Origin of the sequence: Methanobacterium alcaliphilum (assembly GCF_023227715.1) — an archaeon.
GTDB lineage: Archaea > Methanobacteriota > Methanobacteria > Methanobacteriales > Methanobacteriaceae > Methanobacterium_E > Methanobacterium_E alcaliphilum.
The window spans coordinates 1-15,257 of the sequence record NZ_JALKIF010000013.1 but is presented as its reverse complement, the minus strand read 5'-3'; the positions used below and the strand labels follow the sequence as shown (position 1 = coordinate 15,257).

The window sequence follows — 15,257 nt, the reverse complement described above, 5'->3', positions numbered from 1 at the left end:
TCCCTTATGTTCATAAAATGATTACTTTTTTAGAATTTCTAAAATGCGAGATACTCTTACTTCGAAAGTATGGTCTTTTAAGACTATATCTCTGCACTTTTCACTTTTATGATTCTTTTCATCTTCATGTTCTAAATAATAATCAATTAATTTATTTAATTCTTCTGCATCAGAGTAAGTAACTAATTCATTATTAAAAATTTCTTTAGCCCCATCGATTTCATCGGATATTATAAAAGCACCTGATGCAAATCCATCAAATAATCTATTAGATATAAATCCTTTTTCACGCATATCATCCCAGTGATCATTAAGTAATATTTCACATGAAGAATATGCTTTATGGAGTTCGATGTTGGAGATATGTTCTCCAGAAATGTATTTGGGGTCTACTTTATCCCCCCAATATTTACCATATAAACTAAAATCTTTAGTGGTTGGTAATAAATCTTTTATAATCTTCCGGGAATTTCTCCTTCCGTTTCCTACAAATAATAATTCATGTTTATATTCAGAGGATGGTTCAGGATAGAAAACTTCTGGGTCGGTGCATTGCAATAATGGTTCTACTGGAACACTTACTTCATCCTTTAATTTAGCAGCCCATTTTTCAGAAGCAATAAAAACATGATCATATTCATTATATTCTTCCAGGCTTACCATATCTGGATGGGAAATGTTCCACATGATATTAAAGTTGTGTGGTTTTGGTTCATATTTAACTAATCCTCTTAGAACAAAAACTACATCTGCGTTATCTTCTTCTCCCCATTGATAAGCAAAATGAATATTTACGTCATGTCCTTTTCTTTCGAACTGTTTTTTTAAAGCAAGAGCAAAGTGATAATCTCCCCAGTATTGACAGGTTTTCCAATCAGGAGCAGGAACTTTAATTGAAATTTCAAGGTTTTCTTTTCCACTGATTATATCTAGCTTCTTTTTGATTACATCTTCTCGAGAAAATGTTTTTTCTGTTTCATCTAATTGCTTAATCTTCTGTTTTTTTGCAGCTTTTTGTGATATTAATCTTCCTTCTTTAATACCATATAAACTGTAATGAACCAGTGGATTTAAATTGGATTCTTTAACATCTTTATACCTTTTCAAATAATATTTCGCTACAAATGAAGGATTTGGCTTCTTACCCTCTTTGAAACCATGATATATATAATGCAAAATAGGATCCATTCCAGATTGCCTTACACTTGGGCTATTTTTTAGATAAAAACCAATATTTAATAGTTTATTCTTTTTTATAGCAGTATAACCTTTTATATTAAGTAAAGTGTTTTTCATACCATTTTGTGGATGGGTTAATAGGAATAAACTAGGAAATTTAGAAATCAATCTTTGGTATAGTGACCTATTAATATTACAATGATATTCCAAGGTGTAATACTTAGATTTTAAATTTTTAATCTCTTTATTATTCTTTGTTTCTTTTTTAAAGGTTACATAATTATGTGACAGTTGTTCACACGCTTCTAATATATTGGACAATGGGTTTATTTTATGATCAGTATATTTTATCGCAATATTTTTACAGAAAGATAGTTCCATAGGATCTTTAGTGTATGTAATTTCGGCATTGTCCTCTTTTAAAGCATATTCTGATGCAAATCTAGTCACATCTTCTTTTTTGACAGTTTCATTATTTTTAATTTGGTCAAATATTTTTTTCCAGTGTAAACTGTGCCTGGGTTTTCTTTCAGTACTGGATAATGCATTTATCCATCCTATAGACACCTTAGAAATTGCCTGTTCAACTGATCTTATAGGAAAATGAGCTATCCGTAAATCATCATTGTGAACAAGTTTCATTGAATCTTCATATTTTGGACTATATAATAATCTATGACTTCCTCGACCTATTTCTATATCATAATTTTTCACTAAATCTTTGGTAATTATTATTTTAGAATTTGCTATTACCAATGATCTTTCAATGTTTTCATCCCTAAAGTAAGTGATTCTGGAAGGTATGAATTTGTCCGTCTTGTTTTTTCCTAAATATGGGATGTAAGTTCTCCATAAAACAGAATGATAAGTGCCTTGTTCAATTTTTTCTAGATACTCTCTTGGGTTTTTTTTATTGGCTGATATTAAAAATTCATCCGCATCTAATGGGACAATAATATCTGCATTAAATTCTTCCACTGCTTTTTTTAGAAGGAGTGTCATTTTAGCAACTTTATCAAATTCACTGTCTGTGTCTTCAAAGATAAATATTGGGAGATTTTCTTTTTCAAGAAGTTTTAATATGTGTAGAGTTTCATCGGTACTTCCATTATCTAAAATAATCATTCCATCAAAAATATTAGAATTATATCTTACGAATGATTCAATGATGTCCATTTCATTTTTAACCATGCTGATGGAGAATATTTTTTTATCATACGCCATTTAGTTTCCGTCCTTATTTGGGTTATACTATAAAGTTTTCAATTTTTAGCTAATTTGTAATTATTCTTTGTCAAAATTATTGGGATGACGTTTAGGATTAGATAGCTAATTAAAAGAATGATTAATATAAGATAATGAATTTAAGTGAAAGAACTATTTAAAAATTTCGAATTATATATATGATGGATTTCTCTTTAATCAATAATATTCAAAAAAATTGATAAAAAGTTTGTGTTAATCATTGAATTATATTTTTTTATTATACAATTCAAGATAATCATCTGCCATTTCTTCAGTATTTCTTATTTTAATTTTATTCACTTTCCTAGCGGTTTTGATATATTTTTCTTTTGATTCAATAATTTTCAATATTTGTTGGTAAGCTTTGGATGGGTTTTCAAGCTCTAAAAGCCACCCTCCACCATTTTTGTTCACTCGTTCTTCTAAAACTCCTATTTTGGTGGTTAAAACTGGTATTCCGCAGCTCCATGCTTCAGATAATGTATGGCAATAAGTTTCTGGCCATATGGATAGTATTCCAATAAAAGATGGCTTAACGTTTTTCACGATTTGACAAAAATTATCTCTTTTATAATGCCCATGATAAGTTCCATATGACTTCAAATCATCATCTAAAGCCCCCATAAAATGAAAATCTAATAAAGAATTTTTGTCAAATTTTTTGAGTTTTTTAATAAATTCTGCACCTTTCTGGTTCTTTATATCTCCTGGAAATAAAATTTTAGTAGGTTTTTCATTTGAAGGTATTTCATATGGTTCAAGGTCTGTATTTTTTTTAAAATCTCGGCCATGTTCTATAACAATAAATTCTTTTTGTGATAGTTCTGGATAAATCGAAATAAAAAGTTTTTTAACAATTTGAGAAGTAGTTACAAATGCAGAAGCGGAGGGTAATATTTTCGAAACTTCTTTCCGCCATTTTTTGCTGAATGATTTGAGGTTAGGGAGATCTTTTAATATTTCCAGAGTTAGATTGCATTGACCGTCTCCCTCTGTGCAGTTACCAGCACAATATTTATTTTTTTCGTCAAGTAAATTATAAGATGGGCAAATGAAATAGAAATCATGGAAAGAAATGATTAAAGGAATACCCAATTTTTTTGCTATTATCGGTAAATCAAAAGTATGCTGTATTAAATGCCTTATATGTATAATATCTATTTTTAATGCAGTAATAACATTAAAATAAACATCTCGGAATTCTAAATTGTAAAAATCTTTCGCGGACCATTTTGATTCAATATCCCATGATTCTATTGTATCAAATTTGTTGTCTATGTATCTTTGTAGAGTAATTTTTTTAGAATTTGAAACAAGTACAAAACAATCAAAATCTTTTTGAACATTTTTCATAAGATCTATATTTGTAAATTGAGTGCCTCCACCACCATGATGAACAACATATAAAATTCTTCTTTTACATATTCCCTTTTCTTTAGCACTATTTAATGCATATTTCACGTGATCTTGGATATTTTTAAGTTTTTTGGAGTCAAAAAATTTCCAGATTCTTTTTATATAAGTAGGATGTTTTTTTTCGAGTATTATCTGGTTTTCTTCTTTTAATTTAATAGATTCTGAAGAAAATGAAGCACTTCGATTATGATAAATAAATGTAGAATCATCATATGTATGCTTCCATTTTTTATATAATGCTCTCATACAAAAATCATTTTCTTCTCCATATCCCCTTCCAAAACTTTTTTCATCAAATAAACCAATGTGGTTTATAGTTTCTCTTTTGATGAACATACAAAAACCATTTCCAGTGGGGGCGTTAACATGTATATTTTCTGATGCTTTTTCAACTAAATGTGCCATTTCATCAAGTGATAAAAATTCTGGTATTGGGTTGTCTTCCCCCATTTCTGGCACAGAAACACTAGATGCATTGGTTAATGGTGTTACAGTAGCTATCCTTTCATCTGAATAGGCTGCAATTATTAGTTTAGGGAGCCATTTGGGAGTGACTATAGTATCACTATTTAATATCACAACGTCTCCTTTTGAAATTTTCATTCCTGAATTTATATTTTTTATGAATCCCTGATTTTTGGGATTATTTATGATTGTAATATTGCCCCTATCTTTTATTTTATTTAATAATGGTTTAATTCGGTCATCTGTGCTATTGTCATTTATTAATATCAATTCATAGGGGATTGGGGTGTTTTTTAGAACGCTTTCTATACATCTTTTTGCATCTTCATAAGCATTATAAATTGGTATTATAATGACTATTTTTTCTTTCGGATTCAAAGCATCTAAAATCCTGTTTATTTGGAAGTGGTCATATGGTGATAAATTTTTTTTGGTTTGTCGCCCCTCCTTTATTCCATATAAACTATAATGGACAAGGGGATTGAGATCGGAATCCCTCACATCTTTATATCTTTTAAGATAATAATTATTGTTGAATTGGGGATGAGGATTCCTACCTTCTCTAAATCCATGATAAAAATAATGAATTAACGGATCCATTTTGGCATTTTTCACATCAGGATTATTACTTAAATAGTATTTTTTATCAAAAAGATTGGCTTCTTTTATCTTTTTATAAGCGTTGATATAGATTGATGCGTTTTTAATTCTCCATTTTTCATTTAATAGAATATAAAGTGTTGGATTTTTTAAAATATTGAAATTTTTAGCTTTTTTTAGCACCATCTAAATTCATTCCTTTTTTCTACTTTCTAATATGGCTTCAGCAGTAGCTTTTAAGTATCCATAACCAAATTTTTGGTCTGGTTCTAAATGAGCACCTTCAGCCCATTCATTCCATGCATTAATAAATATGTATCTTTTTTCTTGATCCATATTTTCGTTAGTAAATGTAATAACATCAGATAACCATTTTTTATAGATAGAAGGATCACTCACATAAACTTGCCCGTTATTCCCTCTGCGGGCAGTATTGTCCCATGAAGGGATGACTGTTTTAAATTTGAAGTAGTTATCTTCTTCCATGTACTCTTTATTCGCAACAAATTTTTCTAAATCATATACGGTGGGGTTTGCTCCTTTATTTATGAACTGAACTGGTTTGCTTTGAGTTGGATGAGGCGTATTTGGTGGAAATTCCACGGCTCCATCTAAACCATATGTTTCAGGATCAGTAAAATCATGGCGTTTTGCTCCAAGTATGAACAATTCACCCAAATTCTCTTTTTTAAAGTATTCTCTCCATATTTTGAATGTTTCTCGGGGTTTAGGGAGTAATTGGGGTTTATAAACAATTATTAAATGTTTTCCATCAATTTTGATATATCTTCCATCCTTAAAATATTTGCTCAAATCTTTTATAATATTTAAATCATCCTCTGGAGAATATTTCTGTGCAATTAAGATATCTTCATCCATTCCATCCCATCTTCTACTCCAGTTTTCATTTGCCCAGCATAAACAGAAGGGTAAGTTCAGTTCAGGGTTGTTTAAAAACATATTTAATGGTTTTTCTAGCAATCTTTTGCCATTGAACCAATAATAATAAAAACAAAAACCAAAAATGCCATATTTTTTCGCAAGTTCAATTTGTCTTTTTTGCGTTTCAATTAATCTTAAATCATAAAATCCCAAATCAATGGGCAAATGGGGTTGATAATGCCCTATAAATTTAGGTAATGCTTTACTTACATTTGTCCATTCAGTGAAACCTTTACCCCACCATTCATCATTTTCTTTTATGGGATGAAATTGGGGGAGATAAAAAGCTATTAATTTTATATCTTGTGGGGTTAAGTTCACATTGAAATTATCTTCATACTCCACGAAGCTAGAATATTTATTAGACGAATTTAAGAGATTAAAAATATATTGGGAGTTTATTTGATGTTCATTTTTGAGTTTACCATATTTTTTTGATAGATTGGAAAAGTTTTGTGACTTTTTTTTGTATTTAACCCTCAATTTTTCATGTGCTGTTGATTTTTTCCAATTTTTATACATGGGTTTATTTTTTAATAAAAATCCAAAATGTATATAAAATCCATTTTTTATCTTTGTTTTTTTTTGTTGAGTGATCGGTAACTTTTTATAAATCTGTTTTATAAAGCCAATTATGGATGGCTTTTGGATTTTTGTATTTTCATAAGACATCTATGTTGCCCCTTACGCTTTTTGTTTGCAAAAAAAGAAATTAAAAAACTGAAAAATATAGTTATTTTTGTGAGAGACTATAAAGTTAAGTGGGTGTTAGAATGTTCATCATTATTCCTAATCTATTAGTCGTTGTTCTTTAGCAAACTAGAAACATAGTAATTATAAAAAATTTCTCTGAAAATTATTTAACCCACTACTTTACAACTCCTTTTATGAAAAAATCATTTATATTAATTTAATTTTGAAACTAAATATATATACATATTAGGTTATATCTTACAAAGGTGCATTTTTATGACCATTAAAAATCCTATTAAATTAATCAAAAAGGCTAACAAATCTTTCAATATTTATTTGAAAAATTATAAAAAAATAAATAAATTTATAAAGGATTATTATAAAAACAGCGAAGAAATCAAGGATTTCATTGAGTTATACAAAACTGATCAAGTGAAATTGAATAACCGGTATAAAAAATTGGATAATGATCATGATAATTTTGATAGATTTATAGGGGATTGGTCTTCTAGAAGATTAGATATCGATAATGCCATCCATATATTAAATGAAAACTATAAAAAAACTAAAGAATACTTTTTTAATGGCGATGAACTTTTGTTTAAGGAAATGTTGGTAAATACAGATCATTTTTTCCAGATGTGTTATTATAATAATATTGAATTATTAGCTGCGTCATTTGCTGAAAAGAAAATATATTTGAAAACAGAAGATGGCATAATTTTATCTACTAATAATAGATCTTGGACTATTGAGGAAATATTTGCACGCAATGGTTATTCAATACCACAATTATATGCATTTAAAGAATTCGTTGTTTTTGATATTGGTATGAATAGAGGATATGCTTCTCTAAAATTCGCAAGTTTAGATTCATGTAAAGCCGTTTTTGGATTTGAAATAGATGATAATACATATGAAATTGCTTTAGAAAATTTTAAGCTTAATAAAACTTTATCTAACAAAATTAATGCATATAATTTTGGTCTTTATGATGAAGAGAAAGATTTAGAGCTATACTATATTCCCGGCTATGATGGAATAACTACAGCTAATTTAGAATTTGCAAAAACACAATCAGAATGGGTAAGAGAACAAAAACAAATGAAGATAAAAAAATCAAAGGTAAAGATGGCAAGTGATGTAATATCTACTATAATAAAAAATGAAAATATTACTTCTAATATTGTCTTAAAAATTGACACAGAGGGTGCTGAACATAAAATTATAGATGATTTAATATCCCATGATTTATTAGATAAAATAGATGTTATTATGGGAGAAATTCATTTAGAAACACAAGATCTTGAAAGTAAATTACAAGGATTTAAGAAGATTCGGAAAGAGTATATCACAGAATCTGTTTATAATTTTTGTTTTGTTAAAGAAAAGTTTTATAATGAATATTCTTTAGCGGAATAATGGAATTTAATTATTTTTCTTAAAAGTTAATAAAAATAATGGGAAAAATAAAGAATTTTTACCCATACATCTTCTCGTAATAACCTTGATATTCTCCACTTTTTACTTTTTCCATCCAATCGGGGTTATCTAAATACCATTGGATAGTTTCAGCAATACCTGTTTCAAAGGTATATTTAGGTTCCCATCCTAATTCTTTCTGTATTTTACTGGAATCAATAGCATATCTCCTGTCATGACCTAATCGGTCTTCAACATATTTAATGAGAGTTTCAGATTTTTCTAGGTTTTCAAGAATTAATTTAATAATTTCTATATTGGGTTTCTCATTATTTCCACCGATATTATACACTTCTCCAGATTTCCCTTTATGAAGAACAAGATCTATGGCGGTGCAGTGGTCATATACATGTAACCAGTCCCTTACATTCAAACCATCCCCGTAAACCGGTAATTCCTTATCTTCAAGGGCATTAGAAATCATCAATGGAATTAATTTCTCAGGGAATTGGTAAGGACCATAATTATTTGAGCATCTGGTGATGTTAATGGGTAACTTAAAGGTCTTGTGATAAGCTCTAACCATTAAATCTGCTCCTGCTTTACTGGCAGAATATGGGCTGTTTGCTGCAAGAGGGGTGTCTTCTCTGAAATAACCATCTTTTCCTAAAGAACCATAGACTTCATCTGTAGATATCTGTAAAAACTTATTTATTCCAAATTCTTTGGCTGCATCTAGAAGAACCTGCGTACCTAATATATTGGATTTGATGAATATTTCAGGATCTTTTATACTTCGATCTACATGGGATTCAGCTGCAAAATTTATAATATAATCCACATCTGAAACAATTTCATGAATTAATTTTTTATCGTTTATATTGCCTTTGATAAAAATGTAATTGGGGTTTTCTTCGATCCCACTTAGATTTTCTAAGTTTCCACAGTAGGTTAGATCATCTAAATTTATGATTTCATAATCTGGATATTTGTCCAGCATATATCTAACAAAGTTACTGCCAATGAACCCGGCTCCACCAGTAATAAGTATTTTTGTCATCTTTTCGCCTCAAATAATTAATTTTAAAATAAAATTATGTGTTAAAAATCAACATCCGTTTCTTTTAAGGTTTTCCACATTTTATCTTTATCAGATAAAATAACTTCTCCGATATCTTCAAGTGGCCATTCAATTCCTATCTCGGGATCATCCCAGAGGATTCCGCCTTCATCTGCAGCTTCATAAAAGCTGGTGCATTTATAAGTAAATTCTGCTTCATCAGACAATACTAAAAATCCGTGCCCAAACCCTTCTGGAACATAAAATTGTTTTTTATTTTCTTCAGAAAGGATTATTCCTTCCCATTTTCCGTAAGTAGCTGAATCCTTCCTCAAATCAACAGCCACATCAAAAACTTCCCCTTTTATAGCCCTAACAAGTTTTCCCTGAGGTTTAGTATATTGGAAGTGAAGTCCCCTTAGAACTCCTTTTTTAGATTTAGATTGATTATCTTGGACAAATTTCATATCAAGCCCGGCTTCTTTAAATTCGCCCTCATGATATGTTTCCATAAAATAACCTCGCTCATCACCAAACACAGTAGGTTCTATAATATGAACTCCTTCAATAGATGTTTCTGTGAATTTGAATTTACTCATGTTTTATTCTCCATACTCAATTTTTTAGCTTCTATGGCCCATGGCCATTTTCTTATTTCATTAAGAACTTCTTCTTTGTCCATTTGTAACATTTTTCGAAGTAGTTCTGAGTTATTTTTTGATCTTATTCGTGGTTGATCATGGTAGAGGTGATATACTATTTCATCTATTCGTATTTGTTTAATATTTAGTAAATCTGCCCGTATCATGATTTCGTTATCTTCCCCGCCCCAACCCTTGAAATATTCATTTAACATGCCAACTTCAATAAATGATTGTTTATTCCAAAAAACAATACATCCATCATTCAAATCCCGTTTTTGTTCTATGGAATCAACTGCATTAAAGTCATATGATTTTGTAAATTCTGATTTATTTTCTATGTCTTTAATACGCCTATTGAATGGAAATACGATCTCAAAACCTTCATCCAATAAATTGAGTGATTTTTCTAGATTAATCTTCTCAGCTAAACAATCCATGTCATGTATACAAATGTATGGTGTTTTTGAATATAATGCTCCTTTATTTGCTGCTAGGGATCTATTAAAACTTTCTCCATTTGAATTACTAAAAATAACTCTAAATGAATCAAATAAATTTTCATATGCATTCAAATCATTTTCTGCAGAAAAATCAGAATGTTCTGATATCACAAGATTTTTTATTCCCAGTTTGCTTAGATAATTCAAAGTTATTTCTACGTTTTCTTCTCTTTGTTTATCCGTCGTCTTACGGTAGGGTATAATAACTGTTAAATTGGAATAATTTTGTATTTTTTGTTTATTTATTAAATTATCTTTTAAAGAAGATTTTAGGTCTTTGTTTTCAGCTTTTAAATTTCGAATTAACAAATTAAGATTTCGTTTTTGTTCTTCTTTATTTTTCAATGATTTTATAAGTTTTTTTTCTTGTTCTTCTTTATTTTTCAATTGATTTAACAAGGACTTGTTTTCGGCGTTAATATTGTCGCATAATATTTTAATTTTAGAGTATTGGGATTCAAGCTTATTTTTATCTATTTCTAAAACTCTGTAAGTCCCACTCCTTTTTATATGCTTTTTAACTTGCTTTTTTATCATTAAAATCCCTATTATTGATATTCAATTTTAATAGTGTTTATCCGCCTTTAACCACGTCTTAATAACTTTTTTAATTTCATAGTTTTGTGGTCAATTTATTCCTCTGAATAAAGTAACTCCATGAGATATTTTCCATAATCTGTTTTTTCCAAGTGTTTAGCTGTTTTTAGCACAGCTTCATCATCAATCCAGCCATTATTATAAGCAATTTCTTCCAAACAAGCAATATAAAATCCTTGTCTTTTTTGAATTGCTTCAATAAAATTACTGGCCTCTAATAACCCGACATGAGTCCCCGTATCTAGCCAAGCCATTCCTCTTCCTAAAAGTTCCACCTTCAATTGTTTTCTTTTTAGGTACTCTTCATTAACAGATGTGATTTCAATTTCACCACGATCAGATGGTTTGACATTTTTGGCAATTTCTACTACGCTATTATCATAGAAGTAAAGTCCGGGTATGGCATAGTTCGATTTAGGATGTTCTGGTTTTTCTTCAAGCGAAAGCACATTACCATCATCATCAAATTCCACTACTCCAAAAGCATGTGGATCCCTTACATAGTAACCAAAAACAACAGCTCCATCTTCAATCTGTGCTGCTCTTTGCAAAATTTCACTAAATCTGTGACCATAAAATATGTTGTCCCCTAAAACCAGGACTACGCTGTCATCACCAATAAATTCTTCCCCTACAATAAATGCATCTGCCAGTCCCCGTGGTTCTTCCTGCACAACATATGAAAATGATACTCCCAGTTCACTACCATCTCCTAAAAGTTCCTCATATAATGGTAGATCTCTAGGGGTAGAAATAATAAGTATTTCCTTAATTCCAGCTAACATAAGCACGGAAAGAGGGTAATAAATCATGGGTTTGTCATAAATGGGGAGTAATTGTTTGGAAACCGCTTTGGTAATAGGATAAAGTCGAGTACCAGATCCTCCTGCAAGTACAATTCCTTTCATTCTGTTTTCTCCTTTATAATAATTTAGAAAATATACGCACTTTTATCTCTTAAATATTTTAATAAAATAAGTTAATAAAATTTCCTTATTTATTAAATAATATAAAATAAAACAATTTTACTTTTTAAAAAAAGAAGAATTAATTTTTATTAAGCCCTATTTTTCATTCAATATATTATTTATTATTATTAATTCTAAAAAATTAAAGAAGATTATAATAATTTCATATAATCCTTTAAAGCTTCTTTGTAACTCCTAATTGGGGGGAATCCCTCCATTTTCCAGTTGTAATTTTCAAGAACTGAATATTTGGGCCGTGCTGCTGCACTTCCAAATTCTTCGGTAGTAACTGGTTTTAATTCAATTTCAATACCTGCGTTCTCAAAGATTAACTGAGCGTATTCATGCCAGGAGCAATGTTCGCTGTTGGTAAGGTGATAAGTACCATAAATGGGCTTTTTAATGAGCTCTGCAATTGCTTTAGCAAGATCCACAGTATATGTTGGCGAACCTATCTGGTCACCCACTACATTAATGCTGTCATAGTTTTCTGCAAGTTTTAGCATGGTGGTGACAAAGTTAGGCCCATGGAATCCATATAACCACGATGTTCGGGCTATGTAAAATTTATTAAGAATTTCTTTTACACAGACTTCGCCTAAGTACTTAGTTTTACCATATACACTTAGAGGATTGACTTGATCATATTCCCGATAAGCTGTTCCTTTAGTTCCATCGAAAACATAGTCAGTACATATATAAACCAGCGCAGCGTCTGCTTCTCTACATGCAACAGCAACGTTGCGTGTTCCAATTACATTCACTTTATATGCCAAATCTTCATGTGATTCACTGCCATCCACATCAGTAAATGCTGCTGCATGAACAACAACATCAGGGTTGATATCTTTCACAGTTTTTATTGTTTTTTTAATTTCTGTGATATCCAGAGTATCAATGGTAGTGGTGCTAATTTCATTTTCCTCAGATAGGACATCTACTAAATCATGACCTAACATACCTTCTGAACCTATAATCAATACTTTCATTCTTTTCACCATGTTTATATTGTTAATTATTTTAAATATTCTCTTTTAGTGAATTACCCCTATTATTTATGTTCAAGACGATTAAAGTATTTATTATTCCAGTAAAGCAGATCGCATTCATCATAATGGAACCTATTTTTCCAACAGACATAGTTGTAGCTTAATTGATCCCTACGACTGTGTAATTTAACTTCTTTCCACCAATCTTCCATTAATTTTATTACTTGGGGGTCGTTGTGTTTTCTGTATAAAATTCCACTTGCAATTAAACCATTATTCGGAGGATATTTTTCTAAAGAATATTTATTAATTTGCTTTGAAATAATTTCTTCAGAATCTTTTTTTACTTTTATACAAACTTCTGCTTCTTCATAAATACATTCTCTATCTGGATGAGCAATACACATCATGGATGTTTGTTTGGCAAATTTTTTTATAAATTTGTTAATGTCATTTAGAATCATAAAGTTCCCATCAACCCAAAGGCTTTGATCATATTCCTCTAAGTATCTATGTGGTAAAATTTTGTATTTCCTAGCTTTTTTTATTTTATCTAAATTAGAATTTTCCATTTCTCGAATTTGCCAGTGTTTAGATTTAATATTTTTATTATCTGTAAAACAAATGTAATCCCAGTTTTATTGATGTAAGTAGGGGTCACTAATTCATCGTAGTCTCCAGTAATAGCCGTATAAATTACTTTCTTTTGTTTTTTTGGAAATAATTTATTTAAAAAATGGTTTAACATTAGTATCTTCCTGATTTTAATCTAATGATGATGTTCTCTTATAAAATATATTAGTTAATAAATGATATTAGAGTATATCATTTTTATGAATAGTCGATAAATTAATTTATCAAATTCATGTATAATTAAGAAATTAAAAAATATAAGTTATAATAAATTTTATTAAAATTTCCTTAGAAATTTGAGGGATTATATGGTCATATATAAAATGTATGAAGAAATATTAGAACAACCTAATGCTATTAGAAAAACATTAGAGTCTCAAAAGGAAAATTTAGATTCTATTGCTAGAAAAATATCAGAAACAGAAAAAATATATTTAATAGGTTGTGGAAGTTCTCTTTCTACTTGTTATTCTGCAAAATATGCCTTAGAAATGGTTCAAGATGTTAATGTGGATGTTTTAACAGGATACGAATTTTATTATCATAAAAAAATATCTAATAAAAATTCTGTTGCTATTTTTACTTCACAATCTGGCGAAACGGCAGATACTAGAGATGCTATGAAAAAAGCAAATGAAGAAGGAATGTACACTGCAGTCATTACCAATGAAAAAAATAGTTCTATGGCCAAAAAAGCAAATATTGCTGTTGTCACTGAAGGTGGAAGAGAAGAAGCAATATTGGGTACTAAAACTTATGTTACTCAATTAATGGGATTATATTATGTTCTATTTGGAGCATTTGATGATTTTAAATCCCGCAAAATCTTTGAACAGTTAACAAAAATTCCAGATATAATGGAAAAATTAATTAAATCCACAGAAAAAGAGAATAAAGAGTTAGCAAATGAATTTAAAGATGAAAACTTATTTTATTGTATTGGATCTGGTCCTAACTATGGTCTAGCCTATAAATTAGCCATGACTATGTTAATGGAAGGTGCCCTAAAACACGCTTGCCCATTGTATTCTGGAGAATTCAGACATGGCTTAATTGAAAGAGTCGAAAAAGATGTGCCGGTTATATTTTTAGATTCAAATTTTCCAGGTGATATATTAACTCAAAAATCAGTTGAATTTTGTGAAAATATAGGGACAAAAAATATCCTCTTTAGAATGCAGGACTATGCTGATATTAATAGTATATTATCTCCATTCATCCTGGTTATTCCATTGGAATGGTTCATATACTATTTAGCACATTTCAATGGAGAAGATCCAGGAAGTACGAGACATATTGGGAAGGTTAGATATTAATATATAATAGAATTTTCCCTTATTATTTGATTTATATTATTATTGGAAGTTGAATTCATCAAAGTTTTTTCCTTATTTTTTTACAATAATTACATTTCTAAAAAACTTAGTTTCATAGTAGTTTTTCTTGATTAGGGGTTTATTATGGGTTGTTTTTGATTAATTTCATATCACTTTTTTGCAATAATTTCTAATATGTTTGTGTTTCTGTGTGTGTTGTGTATTGTATGTGCCATGAATTAAGGCGTCGACTGGAGTGTGATTATCGTCACTCTGTGAAAGTTGTAATTTCCATTTGTGGCTAAATATTATGATACTTATTAAAATGAGGGCCTGATCCATTGTATCCTTGGATACATGCAGTGTTCAGGTTTGATGTTGGTTTGTGGTAGTATGTGGTGATTTTTGATTGCTGCATATTGCGTACATGTGCTAAAAATACCTATGCTTATGGAATGTGATGTTTTTTTACTGAACTAATTCCTGTTTTTTCATGTACTTTCCCAATATAAAAGCTAACTATAATAGTGTAGTTTTAAATCCGTTTGATCCTGGCGGAGGCTACTGCTATTGGGGTTCGATTAAGCC

11 protein-coding genes are annotated in these 15,257 nt (G+C 29.7%); 2 read left to right on the top strand and 9 right to left on the bottom strand.

The window, feature by feature from the left end; all coding sequences use genetic code 11:
• Positions 1-21: 21 nt before the first annotated feature.
• The 3 genes from MXE27_RS09750 to MXE27_RS09740 form a co-directional block, all read right to left on the bottom strand.
• Entirely contained in the window at positions 22-2,403 is a 2,382-nt protein-coding gene (locus tag MXE27_RS09750; RefSeq protein ID WP_248612245.1) for a glycosyltransferase family protein, read from the bottom strand.
• Between the two features lie 246 nt (positions 2,404-2,649).
• Positions 2,650-5,091: a glycosyltransferase gene (locus MXE27_RS09745; RefSeq protein ID WP_248612244.1), complete on the bottom strand. Its 2,442-nt coding sequence runs from the start codon at positions 5,089-5,091 to the stop codon at positions 2,650-2,652.
• 6 nt (positions 5,092-5,097) lie between these two features.
• Positions 5,098-6,519, bottom strand: a complete 1,422-nt coding sequence (locus tag MXE27_RS09740; RefSeq protein WP_248612243.1) for a glycoside hydrolase family 99-like domain-containing protein — start codon at positions 6,517-6,519, stop codon at positions 5,098-5,100.
• Between the two features lie 297 nt (positions 6,520-6,816).
• Between MXE27_RS09740 and MXE27_RS09735 the strand changes: the two genes are divergently transcribed.
• Positions 6,817-7,962, top strand: a complete 1,146-nt coding sequence (locus tag MXE27_RS09735) for an FkbM family methyltransferase (protein WP_248612242.1) — start codon at positions 6,817-6,819, stop codon at positions 7,960-7,962.
• A gap of 58 nt (positions 7,963-8,020) precedes the next feature.
• Here MXE27_RS09735 and rfbB read toward each other — a convergent pair whose 3' ends face one another.
• From rfbB to MXE27_RS09705, 6 genes are all read right to left on the bottom strand, one after another.
• Positions 8,021-9,022: a dTDP-glucose 4,6-dehydratase gene (rfbB, locus tag MXE27_RS09730; RefSeq protein WP_248612241.1), complete on the bottom strand. Its 1,002-nt coding sequence runs from the start codon at positions 9,020-9,022 to the stop codon at positions 8,021-8,023.
• Between the two features lie 41 nt (positions 9,023-9,063).
• Positions 9,064-9,621, bottom strand: a complete 558-nt coding sequence (gene rfbC, locus MXE27_RS09725) for a dTDP-4-dehydrorhamnose 3,5-epimerase (protein WP_248612240.1) — start codon at positions 9,619-9,621, stop codon at positions 9,064-9,066.
• Positions 9,618-10,703, bottom strand: coding sequence for a galactosyltransferase-related protein (locus tag MXE27_RS09720; protein WP_248612239.1), 1,086 nt, complete (start codon positions 10,701-10,703; stop codon positions 9,618-9,620). Before MXE27_RS09720 ends, rfbC begins: the two co-directional genes overlap by 4 nt.
• Positions 10,704-10,798: 95 nt before the next feature.
• A complete protein-coding gene (gene rfbA / locus MXE27_RS09715; protein ID WP_248612238.1) occupies positions 10,799-11,671 on the bottom strand; it encodes a glucose-1-phosphate thymidylyltransferase RfbA in 873 nt (290 codons plus the stop codon).
• Between the two features lie 212 nt (positions 11,672-11,883).
• Positions 11,884-12,720: a dTDP-4-dehydrorhamnose reductase gene (gene rfbD / locus MXE27_RS09710; RefSeq protein WP_248612237.1), complete on the bottom strand. Its 837-nt coding sequence runs from the start codon at positions 12,718-12,720 to the stop codon at positions 11,884-11,886.
• 62 nt (positions 12,721-12,782) lie between these two features.
• The gene (locus tag MXE27_RS09705) at positions 12,783-13,301 is read right to left on the bottom strand and encodes a glycosyltransferase domain-containing protein (protein WP_342766004.1); all 519 of its coding nucleotides are present in this window, start codon (positions 13,299-13,301) and stop codon (positions 12,783-12,785) included.
• Between the two features lie 360 nt (positions 13,302-13,661).
• Between MXE27_RS09705 and MXE27_RS09700 the strand changes: the two genes are divergently transcribed.
• On the top strand, positions 13,662-14,669 hold the full coding sequence (locus tag MXE27_RS09700; protein ID WP_248612235.1) for an SIS domain-containing protein: 1,008 nt from the start codon (positions 13,662-13,664) through the stop codon (positions 14,667-14,669).
• Positions 14,670-15,257 lie beyond the last annotated feature (588 nt).

Excerpts from the sequence above, each read along its gene's own strand:
- MXE27_RS09750 (WP_248612245.1), bottom strand. The coding sequence starts at position 2,403 with ATGGCGTATGATAAAAAAATATTCTCCATCAGCATGGTTAAAAATGAA.
- MXE27_RS09745 (WP_248612244.1), bottom strand. The coding sequence starts at position 5,091 with ATGGTGCTAAAAAAAGCTAAAAATTTCAATATTTTAAAAAATCCAACA.
- MXE27_RS09740 (WP_248612243.1), bottom strand. The coding sequence starts at position 6,519 with ATGTCTTATGAAAATACAAAAATCCAAAAGCCATCCATAATTGGCTTT.
- MXE27_RS09735 (WP_248612242.1), top strand. The coding sequence starts at position 6,817 with ATGACCATTAAAAATCCTATTAAATTAATCAAAAAGGCTAACAAATCT.
- rfbB (WP_248612241.1), bottom strand. The coding sequence starts at position 9,022 with ATGACAAAAATACTTATTACTGGTGGAGCCGGGTTCATTGGCAGTAAC.
- rfbC (WP_248612240.1), bottom strand. The coding sequence starts at position 9,621 with ATGAGTAAATTCAAATTCACAGAAACATCTATTGAAGGAGTTCATATT.
- MXE27_RS09720 (WP_248612239.1), bottom strand. The coding sequence starts at position 10,703 with ATGATAAAAAAGCAAGTTAAAAAGCATATAAAAAGGAGTGGGACTTAC.
- rfbA (WP_248612238.1), bottom strand. The coding sequence starts at position 11,671 with ATGAAAGGAATTGTACTTGCAGGAGGATCTGGTACTCGACTTTATCCT.
- rfbD (WP_248612237.1), bottom strand. The coding sequence starts at position 12,720 with ATGAAAGTATTGATTATAGGTTCAGAAGGTATGTTAGGTCATGATTTA.
- MXE27_RS09700 (WP_248612235.1), top strand. The coding sequence starts at position 13,662 with ATGGTCATATATAAAATGTATGAAGAAATATTAGAACAACCTAATGCT.